This is a genomic window from Streptomyces sp. NPDC015125 (genome assembly GCF_043080045.1).
GTDB lineage: Bacteria > Actinomycetota > Actinomycetes > Streptomycetales > Streptomycetaceae > Streptomyces.
Map to the genome: position 1 here is coordinate 309,760 of NZ_JBIBVF010000002.1, position 20,225 is coordinate 329,984.

General features: G+C 72.0%; 19 protein-coding genes. 10 read left to right on the plus strand and 9 right to left on the minus strand.

What is annotated here, in order from left to right:
* The first annotated feature begins 26 nt into the window (after positions 1–26).
* Together ACF088_RS06335 and ACF088_RS06340 are read left to right on the plus strand one after the other, a co-directional pair.
* Entirely contained in the window at positions 27–1,166 is a 1,140-nt protein-coding gene (locus tag ACF088_RS06335; RefSeq protein ID WP_392374242.1) for a hypothetical protein, read from the plus strand.
* Entirely contained in the window at positions 1,163–2,272 is a 1,110-nt protein-coding gene (locus ACF088_RS06340) for a phosphotransferase family protein (RefSeq protein ID WP_392374243.1), read from the plus strand. The genes ACF088_RS06335 and ACF088_RS06340 overlap by 4 nt, the downstream gene beginning before the upstream one ends.
* A 31-nt stretch (positions 2,273–2,303) precedes the next feature.
* Here ACF088_RS06340 and ACF088_RS06345 read toward each other — a convergent pair whose 3' ends face one another.
* On the minus strand, positions 2,304–2,723 hold the full coding sequence (locus ACF088_RS06345; protein ID WP_392374244.1) for a hypothetical protein: 420 nt from the start codon (positions 2,721–2,723) through the stop codon (positions 2,304–2,306).
* A 218-nt stretch (positions 2,724–2,941) separates the two neighbouring features.
* Between ACF088_RS06345 and ACF088_RS06350 the strand changes: the two genes are divergently transcribed.
* The 5 genes from ACF088_RS06350 (at position 2,942) to ACF088_RS06370 (ending at position 8,837) form a co-directional block, all read left to right on the plus strand.
* Positions 2,942–3,382 (plus strand): Lrp/AsnC family transcriptional regulator, encoded by a 441-nt coding sequence (locus ACF088_RS06350; RefSeq protein ID WP_026170119.1) that lies wholly within the window; start codon positions 2,942–2,944, stop codon positions 3,380–3,382.
* Positions 3,383–3,439: 57 nt separating this feature from the next.
* Positions 3,440–5,095: an amidohydrolase gene (locus ACF088_RS06355; protein WP_392374245.1), complete on the plus strand. Its 1,656-nt coding sequence runs from the start codon at positions 3,440–3,442 to the stop codon at positions 5,093–5,095.
* Positions 5,096–5,658: 563 nt separating this feature from the next.
* The gene (gene lnt, locus ACF088_RS06360; protein WP_392374246.1) at positions 5,659–7,332 is read left to right on the plus strand and encodes an apolipoprotein N-acyltransferase; all 1,674 of its coding nucleotides are present in this window, start codon (positions 5,659–5,661) and stop codon (positions 7,330–7,332) included.
* The gene (locus ACF088_RS06365; RefSeq protein ID WP_392374247.1) at positions 7,329–8,084 is read left to right on the plus strand and encodes a polyprenol monophosphomannose synthase; all 756 of its coding nucleotides are present in this window, start codon (positions 7,329–7,331) and stop codon (positions 8,082–8,084) included. Before lnt ends, ACF088_RS06365 begins: the two co-directional genes overlap by 4 nt.
* Positions 8,085–8,189: 105 nt before the next feature.
* Positions 8,190–8,837 carry an FxsA family protein gene (locus ACF088_RS06370; RefSeq protein ID WP_392374248.1) on the plus strand — a complete coding sequence of 216 codons (648 nt, stop codon included), beginning with the start codon at positions 8,190–8,192 and terminating at the stop codon, positions 8,835–8,837.
* 195 nt (positions 8,838–9,032) lie between these two features.
* Here ACF088_RS06370 and ACF088_RS06375 read toward each other — a convergent pair whose 3' ends face one another.
* The 4 genes from ACF088_RS06375 to ACF088_RS06390 form a co-directional block, all read right to left on the minus strand.
* Entirely contained in the window at positions 9,033–9,410 is a 378-nt protein-coding gene (locus ACF088_RS06375; RefSeq protein ID WP_030080286.1) for an RNA polymerase-binding protein RbpA, read from the minus strand.
* 312 nt (positions 9,411–9,722) lie between these two features.
* Positions 9,723–11,105 (minus strand): MFS transporter, encoded by a 1,383-nt coding sequence (locus tag ACF088_RS06380; RefSeq protein WP_392374249.1) that lies wholly within the window; start codon positions 11,103–11,105, stop codon positions 9,723–9,725.
* A gap of 147 nt (positions 11,106–11,252) precedes the next feature.
* Positions 11,253–12,053, minus strand: coding sequence for a glycerophosphodiester phosphodiesterase family protein (locus ACF088_RS06385; protein ID WP_392374250.1), 801 nt, complete (start codon positions 12,051–12,053; stop codon positions 11,253–11,255).
* Positions 12,050–12,733 (minus strand): YitT family protein, encoded by a 684-nt coding sequence (locus ACF088_RS06390; protein ID WP_392374251.1) that lies wholly within the window; start codon positions 12,731–12,733, stop codon positions 12,050–12,052. The genes ACF088_RS06385 and ACF088_RS06390 overlap by 4 nt, the downstream gene beginning before the upstream one ends.
* A gap of 100 nt (positions 12,734–12,833) precedes the next feature.
* Between ACF088_RS06390 and ACF088_RS06395 the strand changes: the two genes are divergently transcribed.
* The gene (locus tag ACF088_RS06395; protein WP_392374252.1) at positions 12,834–14,339 is read left to right on the plus strand and encodes a PLP-dependent aminotransferase family protein; all 1,506 of its coding nucleotides are present in this window, start codon (positions 12,834–12,836) and stop codon (positions 14,337–14,339) included.
* Between the two features lie 50 nt (positions 14,340–14,389).
* Here the strand turns inward: ACF088_RS06395 and ACF088_RS06400 are convergent, their stop codons facing one another.
* The gene (locus ACF088_RS06400; protein WP_392374253.1) at positions 14,390–16,327 is read right to left on the minus strand and encodes a hypothetical protein; all 1,938 of its coding nucleotides are present in this window, start codon (positions 16,325–16,327) and stop codon (positions 14,390–14,392) included.
* A gap of 256 nt (positions 16,328–16,583) precedes the next feature.
* Positions 16,584–16,778: a hypothetical protein gene (locus ACF088_RS06405; protein WP_018092434.1), complete on the minus strand. Its 195-nt coding sequence runs from the start codon at positions 16,776–16,778 to the stop codon at positions 16,584–16,586.
* Positions 16,779–16,973: 195 nt separating this feature from the next.
* Between ACF088_RS06405 and ACF088_RS06410 the strand changes: the two genes are divergently transcribed.
* Positions 16,974–17,441 (plus strand): YchJ family protein, encoded by a 468-nt coding sequence (locus ACF088_RS06410; protein ID WP_392374254.1) that lies wholly within the window; start codon positions 16,974–16,976, stop codon positions 17,439–17,441.
* 12 nt (positions 17,442–17,453) lie between these two features.
* On the opposite strand, the gene ACF088_RS06415 is transcribed toward ACF088_RS06410, so the two are convergent.
* Together ACF088_RS06415 and ACF088_RS06420 are read right to left on the minus strand one after the other, a co-directional pair.
* Positions 17,454–17,828 carry an RNA-binding S4 domain-containing protein gene (locus tag ACF088_RS06415; protein WP_392374255.1) on the minus strand — a complete coding sequence of 125 codons (375 nt, stop codon included), beginning with the start codon at positions 17,826–17,828 and terminating at the stop codon, positions 17,454–17,456.
* A 206-nt stretch (positions 17,829–18,034) separates the two neighbouring features.
* The gene (locus ACF088_RS06420; RefSeq protein WP_392374256.1) at positions 18,035–19,141 is read right to left on the minus strand and encodes a Ku protein; all 1,107 of its coding nucleotides are present in this window, start codon (positions 19,139–19,141) and stop codon (positions 18,035–18,037) included.
* 30 nt (positions 19,142–19,171) lie between these two features.
* On the opposite strand from ACF088_RS06420, the gene ligD reads away from it, so the two are divergent.
* On the plus strand, positions 19,172–20,119 hold the full coding sequence (gene ligD, locus ACF088_RS06425) for a non-homologous end-joining DNA ligase (RefSeq protein WP_392374257.1): 948 nt from the start codon (positions 19,172–19,174) through the stop codon (positions 20,117–20,119).
* The last annotated feature ends 106 nt before the right edge of the window (positions 20,120–20,225 follow it).

Here is a 20,225-nt window from a genome sequence, read left to right on the forward strand (position 1 = left end):
GCCGACCGCGCGCCCAGGAGGAGACCGTGCCCGACCGCCCGATCGCGCTCGACGAATACCCGATCCACCAGGTCCCGCTGTCCATGCGGCATGTCGCCACCGGCGACCGCAACGCCTACGACCGGTGCATCTTCCACGTCATGGACCACTCCGGCCGTGCCCTGCTGATCGCCGGCCTCGGTGTCTACCCCAACACCGGCGTCATCGACGCCTATGCCACCCTCCGCCTCGGCGACCGGCTGCACGCCGTACGGGCCTCCGACGCGCTCACCGATGACCGCCTCGCCCTCACCGTCGGACCGCTCACCATCACCGTCGAGGAGCCGCTCACGCGCCTGCGGCTGACCTGCGCCGCGGACCCCGACGATCCGGACGGCCTGGCGTACGACCTGACCTGGACCGCGGCGTTTCCCGCCACCTGGGAGCCGCACCACACCCAGCACCGCGGCGACCGGCTGCTGCTCGAAGGCCGGCGGTTCGTCCAGGCGGGCACCTGCAGCGGCAGCATCCGCGTGGCCGGCCAGGAGCTCGCCGTCACCGCGGGGGAGTGGACCGGCACCCGCGACCGCAGTTGGGGCGTCCGCCCGATCGCCGGTGAGGACGGCGGGCGGGCGGCCGAGGAACTACGGCCCGAGGGCTTCCACTGGGTCTGGTGCCCGGTGCGCTTCGACGACCGCTTTGTGATGGTCATCGTCCAGGAGGACGCCGACGGCCACCGCACCCTGAACGAGGCCACCATGGTGCGCGAGGGCGCCCGCGATGCCCAACTCGGCTGGCCGCACACGGACATCAGCTACCGCCCCGGCACCCGCCACCCCGAACGCGCCGTCATCCACCTCACCGACCCGGCCCGCAAACCCCTCCAGCTCACCGCCGAGATCCTCACCTCCTCACCCCTCGCCGTGGGCGCCGGCTACCCTCCTGCGCGCGCCGACGACTGGCAGCACGGCACCTGGCGGGGCCGCGGCTGGACCGACCGCCGCAGTTACGACCTCTCCGACCCGGCCGCCCACCCCCACGCCGGCTACGGAGTCACCGACCACGCCGCCCGCTTCACCCTCGACGGGCGGACCGGCTACGGCATCTTCGAGCACGGCAGCTTCGGCCGGCACGACCCGAGCGGCTTCACCGGCTATGACTCCGTCGCGCAGGAGGCCGGACAGTGACCACGGCGCCCCGGCCCCGCACCACCACCCGCGACCCCGAGGCGCTGACCCGCCGGCTCACCGCCTGGCTCGGCACCCGGCTCCCCGGCGCCCGCGCCGTCTCCGCGGCCGTACCGGATTCCAACGGCATGTCCAGCGAGACGCTGCTCTTCGACATCGACCATCCCCGGCCGCCGTCCGAGCAGGAGGGCGTTCCCCTCTCCTGCGCACTGCGCCTCGCCGCCGACCCCGCCGCGTACACCGTCTTCCCGCGGTACGACATGGCCCGGCAGTACCGCACCATGCGTCTGGTCGCCGCACACACCGACCTGCCCGTGCCCCGGACCCTCTGGCTCGAAGAGGACCCGGCGTATCTCGGCGCGCCGTTCTTCGTCATGGCGCGCGCCGCCGGCCGCGTCCCACCGGACGTCATGCCCTATACGTACGAGGGGAATTGGCTGTACGACGCCACCGACGCCCAGCGCGGCCATCTGGAAGCCGCCAGTGTGTCGGTCCTCGCCCGGCTGCACGACCACGTCCCCACCGGCGAGGCCGACTTCCTCGCCACCACCGGAACGGGAGACGCACTGCAGCGTCATGTCGAGGCTCAACAGGCCTACTACCACTGGGTCGTTGACGGGCGCCCTCGCTCCCCGCTGATCGAGCGCGGCTTTGCCCGGCTGGCCGACCTGTGGCCGACGGACCCTGGTGAGACCGTTCTGACCTGGGGCGACGCCCGGATCGGCAATATCGTCTACGACGGCTTCGAGCCGGCAGCCGTACTCGACTGGGAGATGGCCGCCCTCGGCCCCCGCGAACTCGACCTGGGCTGGATGATCTTTCTCCACCGCTTCTTCCAGGACCTCACCGAGAGCAGCGGCCAGCGGGGGTTGCCCGGCTTCCTGCGTCGTGACCGCGTCGAGGACCGCTATGCCCGGCTCACCGGACACCGGCCCCGCGCGATGGAATTCCACACCCTCTACGCGGCCCTGCGGCACGCCATCGTCATGCTGCGAGTGGCCTACCGCCAGGTCCACTTCGGTGAACTACCGGTCCCGGCCGACGCCGACACCCTGATCCTGCACCGGGGCACCCTGGAAGCGATGATCGAACGCCGCTACTGGTGACCCCGGGAGCTTGACGGGCCTGCCGGCGCTCTCAGCTGAGCGGGCGCATCCGCGGCACCAGGGCCGGCCGGGTGCCGGGCCCGCCGAGGTGCGAGAACGGCTGGCGGCGCCAGTCCAGGCTCTCCGGGAGCGTCAGCAGCACGGCCGCGTCCTGCTCCTGGGCGTCCAGGGCGTCAGCGGTCCTCGGCGCCTCGGACACCGTCCGCCCGGAGCCCTGGCACACCGTCAGGCCGAAGGGGTTCCACGACGAGGCGCACAGTGCGTGCTCCGGGAGCGTGTCCTCGTCCGCCAGCAGCGCGATCGGCTGCAGGCAGTCGGGGCAGGTCACACGGTAGATCTCATAGGTGTCGAAAGAATCGAAGTCCGCACCGTCGTCGCCGTAGCCGCCGGGATCGTCGCTTTCCTGGGCGCCGATGTGCGCGGCAGCGGAGTCCTGCTCAAGGCGTCGCATGATGTCCATCCCCCTCGGGTGGGCCGGTCGTACCGCTGACTTCCTGTGACGGGCGGTCCCGGCCACCAGCAGCAATTCCCTTCATGCCGCACGCATAATCGCGGGCACCCCACCGACACCGGGTCACCTGTGTGGCATTGGTCACATGAACCGGCGTGGGGGTGTCCACGATCCGGCGCACGGTGCGCATAAGCCCCCGCGCGCAGTAGGTTGGGCGGGTGGAGGAGTTGGACCGACAAATCGTGGATCTGCTCGTCAAGGACGGGCGGATGAGCTACACCGACCTGGGCAAGGCCACCGGCCTGTCCACCTCGGCGGTGCACCAGCGGGTGCGCCGCCTGGAGCAGCGCGGTGTCATCCGGGGCTATGCCGCCATCGTGGACCCCGAAGCCGTGGGCCTGCCGCTCACCGCCTTCATCTCGGTCAAACCCTTCGACCCGAGCGCGCCGGACGACATCGCCGACCGCCTTGCCGAGGTCCCCGAGCTGGAGGCCTGCCACAGCGTCGCCGGCGACGAGAACTACATCCTCAAGGTCCGGGTCGCCACCCCGCTGGAGCTGGAGCATCTGCTCACCCGGATCCGGACCCTCGCCGGTGTGTCGACCCGCACCACGGTCGTGCTCTCCACCCCCTATGAGGCCCGGCCGCCGCGCATCTGACCGGCGAGCGCCCCCCTGCGCGCGGCCTCTCCGTCCGCAGGGGCCAAACTGTCCGGTATGAGCGAGCCCCTTTCCCAACCGGCCCGGAAGCACCCTTCCCGGCCCCGCACCGTCCTGCTGCGCGGCGGTGAGGTGCACAGCCCTGCGGACCCCTTCGCCACCGCCATGGTGGTGGAAGGCGACCGCATCGCCTGGGTCGGGGAGGAGGGCGCGGCCGACTCCTTCGCCGAGGGCGTGGACGAGGTCGTCCCGCTCGACGGTGCGCTCGTCACTCCTGCGTTCACGGACGCACATGTGCACTGCACGGCGACCGGTCTCGCGCTCACCGGCCTCGATCTGGTCGGGGTCGGCACACTGGCCGACGCGCTCGCCCGCGTCCGCGCCTACGCGGACGCGCGCCCGTCGGACCGCATTCTGCTCGGGCACGGCTGGGACGCCGGCGTCTGGCCGGAGGGGCGCCCGCCGTCCCGCGCGGAGCTGGACCAGGCCACCGGTGGCCGCCCGCTCTATCTCACCCGGGTCGACGTGCACTCCGCTGTCGTGACCACGGCGCTGCTGGATCTGGTCCCCGGCATCCGCGACCGGGACGGGTTCCACGACGGTGCCCCGCTGACCGGCGCCGCCCATCACGCGGTGCGCAAGGCCGCGTACGCCACCGTCACCCCCGCCCAGCGGGCCGAGGCCCAGGCCGCCGCGCTCGCCCGCGCCGCCTCGCTCGGCATCGGCAGCGTCCACGAGTGCGCGGGTCCGGACATCTCGGGCGAGGACGACTTCACGGGGCTGCTCGCCCTGGCCCGGGAAGGCAACGGCCCCCGCGTCATCGGCTACTGGGCCGAGATCATCGCATCCGCAAAGGACGCGGAGCGGGTCCGTGAACTCGGAGCGCTCGGCGCCGCGGGTGATCTGTTCGCCGACGGCTCACTCGGCTCCCACACCGCCCATCTGCACGCCCCCTACGCCGACGCGGGCCACACCGGCACCGCCCAGCTCGACGCCGAGGGCGTCGCCGCCCATGTCGCCGCCTGTACCGAGGCCGGGCTCCAGGCGGGCTTCCACGCCATCGGTGACGCCGCCCTCACCAGCGTCGTCGCCGGGGTACGCGCCGCCGCCGACCGGATCGGCCTGGACCGGGTCCGCGCCGCCCGGCACCGCGTCGAACATGCCGAAATGCTCACCGAGCACACCCTCGCCGGCTTCGCCGACCTGGCGCTGACCGCCTCCGTCCAGCCCGCCTTCGATGCGGCATGGGGCGGCGAGGAGGGCATGTACGCCGCCCGCCTGGGCACCGACCGGGCCCGCACGCTCAACCCGTACGCCGCGCTGCTCAAGGCCGGTGTCCCGCTCGCGCTCGGGTCCGACAGCCCGGTCACCCCGCTCGACCCCTGGGGTACGGTGCGCGCCGCCGTCTTCCACCGCACCCGTGCCCACGGCATCTCGGCGCGCGCCGCGTTCACCGCCCACACCCGCGGCGGCTGGCGCGCCATCGGCCGGGACGACGCGGGCGTCCTGGTGCCCGGCGCCCCCGCCGACTACGCGGTCTGGCGCACCGGCGATCTGATCGTCCAGGCTCCCGACGAGCGGGTGCAGCGCTGGTCCACCGACCCCCGTTCCGGCACCCCCGGCCTGCCCGACCTCACCCCCGGCAACGACCTCCCGGTGTGCCTGACCACGGTCGTCGGCGGGCGAACGGTCTACGGGCCGCCGAACGAGTGACATCGTGCGGGCAGGTGCCGGCGCGGGCTGCGCCTGCCGCTCCTTGCCTCACTTGGGGCGCTCGCAGCTGACCTGGGGCGACGCGAAACGACGCAGGTGCAGCACCTGTTGACAGCAGACGGTCGACGGCCGGTAGGTTCGGCGGAGTCCACCACCAGGACGTCCGACCGGGAGACCTCCGCGCAGTCGTCGAACGCAGCTGGGCCATGGGGCGGTGCGCCACTGGGCACACCACCACTGGGAGCCAGGTCCAGCACCAGCGGCACGGGACAACGGAGCGTTTCGGCCGGATGGGGGTCCCTCCCTGCTCCTTGGGAGCTTGGGGGACGGTGCGACCCGGGTGGGGCCCGGACGCTCAGTAGACAACGGCTTTCGGTCGACCCGCAGCCAGCGGGTCCCAGGTCGGCCCGAAGGGCGCCGGGCCCCTATCCGCACCGCACCGCGGCCCCGCCCGCAGCCTCCCTCGGTGCCCCTTCACCTTTTGTGCACCCCATATCCGTAATCCCGGCCTCCCGATGTACGGTCAGCTCACCACCGCACGACCTGCAGGAAGGCCCGCGACCGTGCCATCGGGTTCCGATACCACCGAAGAAGCCGTCAGCGGCACCTCGCCCGACGGCCCGGTGCCGCGCGCCGAGACGGGCTCCACCGCCGCGCCCGCGCGCCCCGGGCGGGCGCGGCGCCTCGCCGCCCTGGTCCGCTGCGAGGCGCTGCGCACCGGCCTCGCGGCCGTCGCCGGCCTCGCGCTCGGTCTGGCCTTCCCGCCCTACGACCTGTGGCCGCTGTCCGTGGTGGCCGTCGCCGCGCTGTCGCTGCTGACCCGTGGCCGCACCGCCCGCCAGGGCGCCTGGACGGGCTTCGCGTTCGGGCTGCCGTTCTTCCTGATCCTGCTGAAGTGGCTGCATGTCGTCGGGTGGGACGCCGTGTTCGGCCTCTCGGTCGCCGAGACGCTCTTCGTGACGCTGCTGGGCGCGGCGCTCGCCGTGACGTCCAGGCTGCCGGGCGGGCCGCTGTGGGCCGCCTGCCTCTGGGTCGCCGAGGAATGGGCCCGCGACCGGTTGCCGTTCGGCGGCTTCCCGTGGGGCCGGCTCGCCTTCGCCAACACCGGTTCGCCGTTCACCCCGCTCGCCGCGCTCGGCGGTGCCCCGCTGGTGACCTTCGCCGTTGCGCTGGCCGGCGCGCTGCTCGCCGTATGTGCCGCCACCCTCTGGCAGCTGCGCGGCAACGGATCGCTGCGCCGGGCCGTCCCGGCCCTGGAAGCGTTCGGGCTCGCCGCGGCGGTCACCCTGGCCGGCGCCGTGGTGCCCGTTCCCACGAAGGCCGACGACACCGTGGACATCGCTGTCGTCCAGGGCAACGTCCAGCAGCCCGGCATGGACTTCCTGGGCCGCCCCATGATGATCACCGACAACCACGCCACGGCCACCGAGAAGCTCGCCGCCGACGTCAAGGCCGGCCGGGCCAGGAAGCCGGACCTGGTCATCTGGCCGGAGAATTCCTCCGACCTCGACCCGTACAAATACCCACAGGCCTACGACCGGATCGACGAGGCCGTGAAGGCCATCGGCGTGCCCGTCCTCGTCGGCGCCCTGATCGACCACCCCTCCAAGAAGGGCTATGTCTTCAACGAGGGCATCGTCTGGGACCCGAAGAAGGGGCCGGGCGCCTCCTACACCAAACAGCACCCGGTGCCGTTCGGCGAGTACGTGCCGTTCCGGGAGCAGCTCAGCAAGATCATCACGCGTTTCCAGCGAGTGCCCCGCGACTTCTACCCCGGTGACCACACCGGCGTGCTCCACGTCGGCCCCGCCCGGCTCGGTGACGTCATCTGCTTCGAGGTCGCCTACGACCAGATCGTGCACGACACCGTCGATGCGGGCGCCCGCGCCCTGGTCATCCAGACCAACAACGCCACCTACGGCCGCTCCGGCCAGCCCGAGCAGCAGTTGGCGATGTCCAAGCTGCGCGCCGTCGAACACGGCCGGGCCGTGGTCACCGCGGCCACCAGCGGGATCAGTGCCGTGGTCGCCCCGGACGGCAAGATCACCCACCGCATCCCCGAGTTCACCCAGGGCGTGGTCTCCGCGCGTATTCCGCTGCGGGACGGAACGACGGTCGCCGACCGCGTCGGTGCCGCTCCCGAGTGGGTGCTCGCTATCGTGGGGCTTCTGTCCTGCGCCGGCGCGGTAGTCGTCGGCCGGCGCGGGCGTACGAAGGACGAGAAGGGGCAGCAGTGACAGACGGGCAGCGGCAGTACGGTCCGCTCGGCACCACGTTGGTGATCATTCCGACGTACAACGAGGCGGAGAACATCAAGCCGATCGTCTCGCGGGTGCGGTCCGCCGTCCCCACGGCGCACGTCCTCGTCGCGGACGACAACAGTCCTGACGGCACCGGCAAGTTCGCCGACGAACTGGCCGCCGACGACGAGCAGGTCCACGTCCTGCACCGCAAGGGCAAGGAAGGCCTCGGCGCCGCCTACCTCGCGGGCTTCCGCTGGGGGATCGACCACGGCTACGACGTGCTGGTCGAGATGGACGCCGACGGCTCGCACCAGCCCGAGGAGCTGCCGCGGCTGCTCACCGCCCTCAAGGGCGCCGATCTCGTCCTCGGATCGCGCTGGGTGCCCGGCGGCCGCACCGTCAACTGGCCCGCATACCGCCGGCTCATCTCCCGCGGGGGCAGTACGTACTCCCGGCTGGTGCTGGACCTGCCGCTGCGCGACCTCACCGGCGGTTTCCGGGCCTTTCGCGCGCAGGCACTCAAAGGGCTGGGCCTCGATGACGTGGCCTCCCAGGGCTACTGCTTCCAGGTCGACCTCGCCCGCCGTGCCGTACAGGCCGGCCATCACGTCGTCGAGGTGCCGATCACCTTCGTCGAGCGCGAACTGGGCGACAGCAAGATGAGCCGTGACATCGTCGTGGAGGCCCTGTGGCGGGTCACGGCCTGGGGCGTCGGCTCCCGGGTGGACAAGATCCGCGGTCGCTGACGCCGGGGCCGCTGCGCCCGGCCGCCCGCCGCCCGCCGCCCGGAGATGATCCATCCTGCGCGCCCCTCGGGGAGGGGGACGGCAGGGGCCAGGCACACTTGAGGCATGACGTTCGGAGCCACGCCACCGCCGAGTCCCCGCCCGCCCCAGCGCTCGCGCGCCCGCCGGTTCGTCCCGTTGGGCATCGTTGCCTGGATGGTGCTGGAGATCTGGCTGCTGACCGTGGTCGCCGGTGCCACCAACGGCCTGACGGTCTTTCTTCTGCTGGTCGCCGGAGTGATCATCGGCGGCTATGTGGTCAAACGGGCCGGCCGTCGTGCCTGGCGCAACCTCACCGAGAGTGTGCAGACCACCGGCGGCCCGGCGGCCCCCGGCACCTCCGCTGCGTCCGGCAACGGCACCTCCGGTGACGGCACACCGGGCGGCGGTAAGGCCGGTAGCGGTAAACCTGGCAGCGGCAAAGCCGGCAGCGGCAATACGCTCCCGATGGCCGGCGGGCTGTTGCTGATGATCCCGGGGCTGGTGTCCGACGCCCTGGGGCTGCTCTGCCTCTTCCCGCCGACCGGGAAGCTGATCCAGCGCCGTGCCGAAAAGCTGCTGGACCGCCGGGCGGGCTACGCCCAGGGCTCGTTCGGCGACGCCTTCCAGCAGGCCCGGATGCACCGGCCCGATGGCAAGGTCGTCCAGGGGGAGGTCATCCACGAGGACGAGCCTTCTTCCCCGCGCCGCCAGGACCCGCCGCTGACCGGCTGAGCGCACACCGGCGCCCGGCGCGGCACCGGGCTCCCGCTGAGCGCACACCCGGCACCCGGCGGGGCCGGATGCCCGGCGCTCGGCGGGACCGGATGCCCGGTGCCCGGCGCGTACGGGTGCGGACGCAGCAAGGGCCGGGGCCACTGCACTGCGCAGTGGCCCCGGCCCTTCGTGCTGCTTGGCGCAGGCCCGTTGTCAGGCGGACTTGCGGTTGCTGTCGCGCGGATGCACGGCAATGTTCATGGTGCCGGAGCGCAGGACGGCCAGCCTTTCGGCCAGCACCTCCTCGAGCTCCTCGCGGGTGCGCCGCTCCATGAGCATGTCCCAGTGCGTACGCGCGGGCTTACCCTTCTTTTCCTCAGGGCCGTCGCCATCCACCAGAAGCGAAGGTGCACCGCATACCTTGCACTCCCACTCCGGCGGAATCTCGGCCTCAACCGAGAACGGCATCTCGAATCGATGTCCGTTCTCGCATGCGTACTCCACCGCCTGGCGCGGGGCCAGGTCGATGCCGCGGTCGGTCTCGTAGCTGGTCACCACGAGTCGCGTGCCGCGGAGAGCTCGCTCACTCATGAATCGTGCCTCCCGGGCTTGTCGCCCACAGGACAGGTGTCGCTGTCGTCGTCATCCGGTCAACGTCCGGTCGGCGGTGAAGATTCCCGTAATCGAAATTCGGGACATGCGCCCACCCGTCGCCCACCACCGCCCATGATGGAGGCGCTGTGCGCCGCTGCCTTCCTTCGTGCCGCCCCTTGTTGTACCCACCAGCGCCCGGTTTGTCACATCTAGCAGCAGATGTCACCCAGCGCCATCCAGAGTTGAGCGCGCAGTAACGGTCCGCCTGGTGAGCCAAAGGCGTACACTACCGGCCCGCACGCCCTGGGGCTAAATCCGGTCAGGCACAGGATTTCCAGCCGCGGCGATCGCCCGCCCCACCGGCACCCTTGCCAGCAGGACAAAACCGATCAAAAAGAACGCCACCAGGGACACGATGGCATCCCGGTAGCTCCCGGTGAGCTGATAGGTCACCCCGAACACCAGTGGTCCCAGCCAGCTCACGCCCCGGTCGCTCATCTCGTACGCGGAAAAATATTCCGCTTCTTTGCCGCGCGGCACCAGATGGGAGAACAGCGAACGGGACAGCGCCTGGCTTCCGCCCAGGACCAGACCGATCCCGGCGGCCAGTCCGAAGAACCACCCGGGTGCCTTCGCGGGCAGGAAGTAGCCGGCCGCGAGCGTCAGTACCCAGGCCACCAGGGAGCCCAGGATCGTCCGCTGTGCGCCGTACCGTCCGGCCAGGCGTCCCATCAGCAGGGCGCCCGCGGCGGCCAGCACCTGGACCAGCAGGACCGCCACGATCAGGGTCGTCTGGTCCAGGCCGAGCTCCTCGGACCCGTAGACGGAGGCCTGGGTGATCACCGTCTGTACGCCGTCGTTGTAGACGAGATAGGCCAGGAGGAAGGAGAGGGTGAGGGGATGGCGGCGCATGTCGCGCAGCGTCTCCCGCAGTTGCTGCCATCCCTGACCGAGCGCGGCGCCGCCGGGCCCGGTGGGCGCCTTGGCGGCAGCTGCCCGCCGGTCGCGCAGCCGGCGCAGCGGAATCACCGAGAACGCGCCCCACCACAGCCCCGCCGACGCCAGGCAGATGCGCACCGCGGCGCCCGTGGACAGGCCGAAGGAGTCGTGCGCGCCGTAGAGCACCAGGTTGGCCACCAGGACCAGCGCTCCGGCCGCGTAGCCGAACGCCCAGCCACGGGAGGAGACGGCGTCCCGTTCGTCGGGCCGGGCGATCTGCGGCAGGAAGGAGTTGTAGAGCATCATCGACACCACGAACGACACATTCGCGATGACGAGCAGTGCCCCGCCCAGCAGATAGCGGTCGCCGCCCAGGAAGAACATCCCCGTCGTCGACGCGGCGCCCACGTAGGCGCAGCAGCCCAGCAGCGGCTTCTTCCGGCCGGTCCGGTCGGCCAGCGCTCCGGCGAGCGGCATCGCCAGCACCGACAGCAGCAGTGACGCGGACACCGCATACGCATAGAAGGAGCCCGCGCGCACCGGAATGCCCAGGGGGTGCACAAAGCCGTCCAGGTCCGCCGCGGCTTTCGCCACCGAGGTCAGATACGGCCCCAGGAACACGGTCAGCACGGTCGTCGAATAGACGCTGTTGGCCCAGTCGTACCAGTACCAGCCGCGTTGTTCACGGCGCCGGGCGGCCGTCTCGTCCACGCCCTCGTCCACGCCCTCGGCCATGGCTTGTGTGCTCTCCATGCCCACCCCCGCCTTCCTGTCCCCGTTCACGGCGGCGGACGACGGCCGGCGGGCCCCGGTACCGGGTGTGTCCGCAGCTGCCGTCCGGCTCGCGACACCCCCTGGATCCCGCACCCTCGCTCGGTCGGCACCGGCATCCTCGCCCGGTCAGACCCAGCACCCTCGCTCGGTCAGGACCGTCCGCAGCGTCTCGATGTGGTCCGTCATGATGCCATCCACACCGAGGTCCAGGAGTGCCGCCATCCGATCCGCGTCATTGACCGTCCAGACGTGGACCTGCATGCCCAGCGAGTGCGCGGTGCGCAGGAAGAGCGGATCGACGACGGGGAGGCCGGACTGCCGCTCGGGGACCTGGACGCAGACCGCGCTGCGCCGCACCGCCGCACCCAGCAGCCGGTCCAGCGGCAGCACCCCGCGGCCGTACGACCGCAGCCGCAGGCCGGCCACCCCGCGGGTGCCGAGCGAGGTCGCCATCCGGCGTCCGGCCAGCCGCTGGGCGCGGGCCACCCGGGCCTCCGAGAACGAGCCGACGCACACCCGGTCCCAGGCGTTCGTGCGGCGCAGCAGGGCGAGCAGGGGGGCGAGTGCGGCGTCGGCCTTGAGGTCGACGTTCCAGCGGGCCTCGGGGAACTCCTCCAGCAGCTCCTCGAACAGCGGCAGCGGCTCCTGGCCGCCGACGCGGGCCTGGCGCACCGCCCGCCAGGGGAGCTGCCCGATCGCGCCCCGGGCGTCGGTGACGCGGTCGAGGGTCGCGTCGTGGAAGGCGACCAGCTCTCCGTCCGAGGTGGCATGCACATCGGTCTCCAGATAGCGGTAGCCGAGGCCGACCGCGCGGCGGAAGGCGGCGGCGGTGTTCTCCAGGCCTTCGGCCGCCCCGCCCCGGTGGGCGAAGGGGAGCGGCACGGGGTGGTCGAGATAGGCGTGGCGGGTGCGTATCGCTGGGGTCACTCCGGCAGTATTGCGTGCTCGGGTGAAGCGCCTCCGCCGGCCACCACCGGTGAGGGCTTCACGGGCCGGTCCTTGATCGCGAAGCGCCGCAAGAAGAACTGCGCCAGCGGACCGATGGCCAGCGCATAGACCACCGTGCCGACCCCGACGGACCCGCCGAGCAGGAAGCCGGCCGCCAGCACCGTCACCTCGATGCAGGTCCGCACCAGCCGGACCGGACGGCCGGTCCGCAGATGCAGACCGGTCATCAGCCCGTCCCGCGGCCCCGGACCGAAATCGGCGGAGATGTACAGACCGGTCGCGGCACCGTTGAGCAGGACGGCGCCCGCCAGCAGTGGGATACGCGTGCTCAGCGAGTGCAACTGCGGCATCCAGGCCAGCGTCGCGTCCATCACCAGCCCGAGGATCACCACGTTGGACACCGTGCCGAGGCCGGGACGCTGGCGCAGCGGGATCCACAGCAGCAGGATCAGCGCACCGGTGACGATGGTGACCGTACCGATCGACAGTCCCGTATGGCGGGATATGCCCTGGTTCAGCACGCTCCATGGCTCCAGGCCGAGCCCGGCCCGCAGCATCAGCGCCATGCTCACGCCGTACAGCGCCAGTCCCGCAAAGAGCTGGCACAGCCGGCGCACCGGCAGCCCCCTCCTTGGTCCGGTTTCCCCGAATATGGACATGATTTTCCCCCTCCTGGCAGGATTGGACCGACGCATGACACCATGTGGCAGGTCCGGGCTCGCGAAGTAGAGCCAATTCGGGGAAGGTGGACTGATCTTCATGGCTCAGTGGACTTCAGCGGTGGGTGCACCCCAACTCGCCCGGCTGCTCCGGTCGCAGGACCCGTGCGATGCCCAACCCGCGGCCGCCGGACGCCGGTTGCCCGCCTACCGCAGCCTTGCCGACGGCATCCGCCTGCTCGTGCTGGAGGGCCGGATACCGGTCGCCGCGCGCCTGCCCGCCGAGCGCGAGCTGGCCGCGGCCTTCGGCGTCAGCCGCACCACCGTCGCCGCCGCCTATGAAGCGCTGCGCGCCGAGGGATTCCTGGAGTCCCGGCGCGGATCGGGCAGTTGGACCGCCGTCCCGGCCGGCAACCCGCTGCCCACCCGCGGCCTGGAACCGCTGCCCCCGGAGGCCGCCGGCTCCATGATCGACCTGGGCTGTGCCGCCCTCCCGGCTCCCGAGCCGTGGCTCACCCGCGCCTTCCAGGGTGCGATGGCCGACCTTCCGCTCTACGCTCACACCCACGGCGACTACCCCGCCGGTCTGCCCGTCCTGCGCCAGGCCCTCGCGGACCGCTACACCGCCCGCGGGATCCCCACCATGCCCGAGCAGATCATGGTGACCACGGGCGCGATGGGCGCGGTGGCCGCGATCTGCCGGCTGTGTACGAGCCCCGGCGAGCGGGTGGCCGTCGACTCCCCGTCGTACGCCAACATCCTCCAGCTGATGCGGGACGCCGGCGCCCGGCTCGTCCCGGTCGCGCTCGCCGACAAGCTGGCCGGCTGGGACATCCCCGTCTGGCGCCAGGTGATGCGGGACGCCGCGCCCCGTATGGCGTATGTCGTCGCCGACTTCCACAACCCCACCGGCACCCTTGCCACCGAGGATCAGCGCCGGCGTCTCGTCGATGCCGCCCGGTCGGCCGGCACCCTGCTCGTCGTCGACGAGACCATGGCCGAACTCCAGCTGGACCAGGACACCGCACCGCCCCGTCAGGTCTGCGCGTTCGACCCCGCCGGCAGCGCCGTGATCACGGTCGGCTCGGCGAGCAAGGCCTTCTGGGCCGGGATGCGGATCGGCTGGGTGCGTGCCGCCCCCGACATCATCCGCAGTCTGGTCGCCGCCCGCGCGTACTCCGACCTGGGCTCACCGGTCCTCGAACAGCTCGCCATCGCCTCGCTCCTGGAGGGCGGTGGCTGGGAAGCGGCCGTCGGCATCCGCCGCGAGCAGGCCCGCGAGAACCGCGACGCGATCGTCGAGGCGCTGCACCGGCACCTCCCCGACTGGGAGTTCAGCGTTCCCCGCGGCGGCCTCACCCTCTGGGCGCGTACGGGCGGACTCTCCGGCTCCCGGATCGCGGAGGCGGGGGAGCGGCTCGGGGTGCGGGTGCCCTCCGGCCCGAGGTTCGGTGTCGACGGCGCCTTCGAGGGCTTCGTACGGCTGCCGTTCACGGTCAGCGGAGCCGTCGCCGACGAGGCCGCGGTCCGGCTGGCCGGCGCCGCGCGACTGGTGGCGACGGGCGCACCCGTGGACACCGAGACGCGGCATGCGTTCGTGGCCTGACGGCTGATCAGCGGGCCGGCCTTCGGGTGCGCCCTTTGGACGGAGAGTCCTCACCTCTCGGTGGGGACGGCCTCCACCGGCCCGTTGACCACGGGGGATTCGCCGGCCTTGACGATCCGCACGCGCGCCGCCGGGCCCACCGGCTCGGCGGCGGCCCCGGCCTTTCCGGCATCCGGTGCCGCCGCGGTCGCTGTGGCACCGTCGGCTGCCGTGGCACCGTCGGTCGCGGTGGCACCGTCGATCGCGGTGGCACCGTCGATCGCCGTGGCACCGTCGATCGCCGTGGCACCGTCGATCGCCGTGGCACCGTCGATCGCCGTGGCACCGCCTCCCGGCTCCGCCGGATCGGCGTCCCCGGACTTGCTCACGCTCACCCGTCGGCCGGTATCCGCGGACGTGCCCACGTCACCCGGCTCGCTGCCGGTCGCCGGCGTGGCCGGCCCCGCGCCGTCGGCCGGGACCGTACGCTCCGGCAGCAGCGACAGGACTGCCTGCCGGAGCGTCTGCCCGGTCGCGTCGTCGAGCGGATCGGGCGTGGCCGGCACCTGGAGGCGCAGTACGGGAGCGGACCCCAGGCGCACATAGCCGCGGCCCGGTGGCACGCTCGCGGTCGGCGTGGTGTGCGGTGGCGCTCCGAGCACCGCCCGTACCTCCTCCGCCGTGGCGGGGCCGAGTACCACCCGCGCCTTGGTGTGCGTCCGTACGGGCTCGCTCAGCAGCTCGGCACTCTCGAACTGGTCGGCCACGACCACCGTGATCCGGGCGGCCCGGCCGTGCCGCAGTGGCGTCTGCAGCCACCGCTGCGGATCGTCCCGGCCCTCCGCGACCGCCACATGGGCCAGCGCCGTCGGACGGTCCGCGATGATCCACAGGGGCCGCCGGGTGTCCTCCGGCGCCGGCCGGCCGGCCTGCCGGGCCCGGTTCGCCGCGATCAGCCGCCGCTCGGTCTCGTGGGACGCCCACTCCAGGGTCGCCAGCGCCCCCGCGAGGCCGCTCTCCACCCCCAGTACCCCACGGCGTCCGGACAGAGCGCCGTATTCGCCGGTGCCGCCGCCGTCGATGACCAGCACATCCCCGTGCTGCAGCGCCTGCAGCGCGATCGAGCGGAGCAGGGTCGTGGCGCCCGTCCCCGGCTGCCCCAGGACGAGCAGATGCGGTTCGGTGGAGCGCTGCCCGGTACGCCATACCACCGGCGGCGCATCCCGCGTCTCCTCCCCGGCGGTGACCGGCAGGGTCCGCTGGACGGCGTCCGCGTCGGTGAACCCGAGCACCGTCTCGCCCGGCGAGGTGACGAAGCGCTGCGCACCGATATCGGCGGGCAGCGCGGCGAGCACGGTCACGGTGAGCTGATTGGCCAGCTCGTCCCACCCGAAGTGGTACTCGCGGCCACGGCCCGCCTTGGCGTACAGCACCTGCTCGATGCGGACCCGGGACTGGTCCTCACCGTCGGTGAAGTACGCCGGGTACTTCAGCTGCAGCCGTTCGATCCGCCCGCTGTCGTCGAAGGCGTGCTCGGTGAAGACCTGCTCCCAGCCCCCGTGGTGCGCGTACAGGGGGCTGGGGTCGCCCTCGACGGAGAAGTACGGCACCAGTGCCTCGTAGAGCGCCTGCAGCCGCTCCTTCTCGGCCTCTCCGGGACCGGTCTCCACGGGCGTACGCTCCCGCCCCGCCCAGGCGCCCGCGCCCAGCACCGCGATCAGGGCGAGCAGCGGCCCGTACGGCACCAGGCACATGACCAGCACACACGCGCCGACGAAGAAGGCCAGCGGACCGCGGTTCTCCCGGGGCGTGTCGATCCAGCGTCCCCGGCCGGCCGCACCCAGCCGGCGCAGTCCCCGGCCGATGGTGATCAGCGGATGGAACACGTCACAGGCGCTGTCGGCGGCGGTCCGCGCGAGTTCCCGGCTGCGGGCGAGCGAGGTGCTGTGGGCCATGCGGGCGAGCGGTGCGCTGTCGGTCAGGATGCGGGGCAGGGGTCGACGGGCCACATCGTCTCCGGTTGCTCGTGGCGGTGGTCGTGGCGGTGGTCGTGGGGGCGGCTCGGTGTGGGTGGCGAGCCGGGAGCGTGCTGCGTGGGCGGCGAGCCGGGAGCAGGCTGCATGCGGAGCCGCCCGGACGGGAGGTGGTGCGGCCCGTTCGGGCGGGACGCGTGGAGTGGCATCGGATGACAACTCCGGACCATGGATGGCGACGCCGGGCAGCGGATGACGACTCCGGCCCCGCGGATGACGACTCCCGACAGCCCTAGATCTTGATCCCCCCGAGGAGGCTCGCCAGGCTCGCCCCGCCGGCCTTGATGCTCGGGGCGATGGCGGAGCTGGCGAGATAGAACCCGAAGAGCGCGGAGACCAGTGCATGCGACAACTTCAGGCCGTCTTTGCGGAAGAAGAGGAAGACGATGACACCGAGCAGGACGACGCCGGAAATGGACAGAATCATGGGGGTTCTCTCCTGGGTGGTGGGGACGGACACCATGAGTTCTTCCAGCCTCACAGCACGTATCAAGCCAGGAAAAGCTGCAAATGGGTGATTTGTCGTGTGAATTCCCCAAATGGGCGTATCTCCAGGGCGTGCCGCTCCGGCGTGTGCTGGGTGTGTCGCGGTCCCGGTCCGCCGACCCGGCACAATCGTGGGGTGTCGAAGCCGAACAAGCCGAACAAGCCGAAGAAGCTGAACGAGCCGAGGAGCGCGCCGCGCCGCCCGGCCGCCGCCGTCACCGCCGTCTCACCGTGCCCGTGCGGACGCGCCGAGGTCTACGGTGACTGCTGCGCCCCGTTTCATCAGGGGCGCGCCACCGCCCCGACCCCGGAGCGCCTGATGCGCTCGCGCTACAGCGCCTTCGCCGTCGGTGACACCGGATACCTGCTGCGCACCTGGCATCCGACGACCCGCCCCGGCAGTCTCGACCTTGAACCGGCCCAGCGCTGGAGCGGCCTGGACATCCTCGGCACCACCGGCGGCAGTGCCTTCCACACCGAGGGCACGGTGGAATTCCGTGCGCACTTCACGCTGCACGGCCACGCCGACAGCCAGTACGAGCACAGCCGCTTCGTCCGCGAGAACGGCCAGTGGGTCTATCTCGACGCCCTGCCGTCGGCGTAAGCCCGGTCCGGCTCAGAGGCCGCGCAGTTGGTCGATCTCGCGGCGGTCGCGCTTGGTGGGCCGTCCGGTGCCGCGTTCACGCAGTGCGATCACCGGGACCTCCTCGCGCGGGGGGACCGGCGGACTGTTGTCGATGAAGCACTCGGCGGCCACGGCTGCGCCCACCCGCTTGCGCACCAGCCGCGAGACGACCACGATCCGCTCCCGGCCCGCGTGCCGCAGGCGCACCTCGTCGCCGTTGCGCACCGCTTGGGCCGGCTTCACCCGTTCGCCGTTGACCCGTACGTGTCCCGCGCGACAGGCCGCCGCGGCCAGCGATCGCGTCTTGGTGAGCCGTACCGACCAGATCCAGCTGTCGATGCGGGTGGTCCCCTCGTCTGAAGCCATACCAAGACTCTAGAACGGTGCCCGGCGGGCGGTGGCCCGACGGCTCCGGCCCGACGGTTCCGGGGTCCGCCCGCTACGGCCGACGGTTCCGGGGTCCGCCCGCTACGGCCGACGACCCGGGGCCCGTCCCGCTCCGGCTCGCCGTACGCGTCCGCGGTATGCCTGCGCCGTATGCGTCTGCCGTATACGTCTGCCGCCGACGGCCGTCAGCCCGTCTTCCGGCCCGTCGTCTTCTTGGCGGTGTTCTTCGACGCCTTCTTCTTGGATGCGCCGGCGGTCGGGGTGCGGGCGCTCGTGCCGGTCTTCTTGGCCGGCGAAGCGGCCTTCGCCCGTCCGCCGGAGGTCTTCGCCGCGGCCGCCGTTTTTGCGCCGGGAGCCTTCTTCGCGGCGGTGGCCGAGGCGGTCTTCTTCGCCGCCTTCTTCGCCGGAGTGCCGCTCCGCTCGGAGGCGCGCCGCCCGGACGCGCTCTTCTTCGCCTGCTTCCGCCCCCGTATGGAGGTCACGGACGCCGACTCCGCCTGGGCGTCGGGCTCCCCGCCGCCCTGCGCCGCCCGCACGCTCTTCTCCAGGGCCGCCGTGAGATCGATGACCTGGGCGCCGGAGCTGCCCGATGCGGCGGGGGCGGCCGGCTCCCCGCCCTCCACCTTGGCGGCCACCAGCTCCTCGACGGCCTCGCGGTAGTCGTCGTGGAGTTCGGCGGGGTCCAGCTCGCCCAGGGAGTCCATCAGCGTCTCGGCCAGCGTCAGCTCGTTCTCGCGAAGGTCGACATCGTCGGGTGCCACCCCGGTGGCGGGCCGGATCTGATCCGGCCACAGCAGCGTATGCATCACGATCGCCTGGTCGTACGCCCGCAGCATCGCCAGCGACTCCCGCCCCCGCATCGCCACCCTGCCGACCGCGACCTTCCGGTGGTGCTCCAGCGCCTCCCGCAGCAGGGTGTACGGCTTGGCGGCGGATGCTCCGTTGGGACCCAGGTAGTAGGCCTTGTCCATCTGGAGCGGGTCGATCTCGGCGGGGTCGACGAAGGACAGGATCGACAGCGTCTTGGCGGCCGGCATCGGCAGCTGTGACAGATCGTCGTCGGTGATCGGTACGACGGTCTCGTCGCCCGGCGCCTGATAGCCCTTGCCGACCTCCTCGTTCGGGACTTCCTCGCTGTCCAGCTCACAGATCTTCCGGTATTGGATCTGCGCGCCGTCCTTGTCGTGAATGCGCACGAACGAGACCGACGAGCTGCGGTCGGTGGCGCTGTAGGTCTTCACGGGGATGGTGACCAGACCGAAGGAGATGGAGCCATTCCAGATAGATCGCATCATTTATCCCTTATGTGGGATTCTCATCGTATGTCGCCGATCACCGACGTGGAGGGGCGGCGCCTCCCGCTGACCAACCTGGACAAGGTCCTCTACGCCGAGACCGCCACCACCAAGGGCGAGGTGCTGCACTACTGCACCACCGTCGCCGGCCCGCTGCTCGCCCACCTCCACGACCGGCCGCTCTCCTTCCTGCGCTACCCCGACGGGCCGGAAGGCCAGTGCTTCTTCACCAAGAACGTGCCGCCCGGCGCACCCTCCTGGGTGCAGACCTGCGAGGTCCCCCATACGACATCAGGGCCCGCCCGGCAGGTGCTGCTGCAGGACCTCCCCTCGCTGGTCTGGGCCGCGAACCTGGTCGTCGAACTGCACACCCCGCAGTGGAAGTGCCAGGCCCCGGGGATCGCGGACCGCCTCGTCCTCGACCTCGATCCCGGCGCCCCGGCCACCATCGTGGAGTGCTGCGCCGCGGCACAGTGGCTGTACGACCGGCTGGCCGCCGACGGCCTGGACGTCTGCGCGAAGACCAGCGGCTCCAAGGGCCTGCACCTCGTCGTGCCCATCGAACCCACCCCCTCGGAGCGGGTCACCGCATACGCCAAGACCCTCGCCATCGAGGCCGCGGCCGCCCTCCCGGACCTTGTCGTGCCCAAGATGACCAAGGCCCTGCGCCCCGGCAAGGTCTTCCTCGACTTCTCCCAGAACGCCGCCGCCAAGACCACCGCCGTCGCCTACACGCTGCGCGCCCGCCCCACCCCCACCGTCTCCGCCCCCGTCACCCGGGACGAGATCGCCGAGTGCACCGACCCACGGCAACTCACCTTCCTCTTCGACGAGATCGCACCCCGCCTCGCACACCACGGCGACCTGCTCGGCCCGCTCCTCGACCCCGACCGGGCCCGGCCACTGCCGCGTGCGGCACCCCCGCGTGCGCCCGCGGCACCCAACCGGCCCGGTCCCACCCGGGGTTCGACGTAGATTGGCGGCATGCTGGAGGGGACACCACACACGCCACACGACACACTGCCGCTCCGTCTGCCGGACCGGTGGACGGACGAGGGGAGCGCCGACGACGGACCGGCGC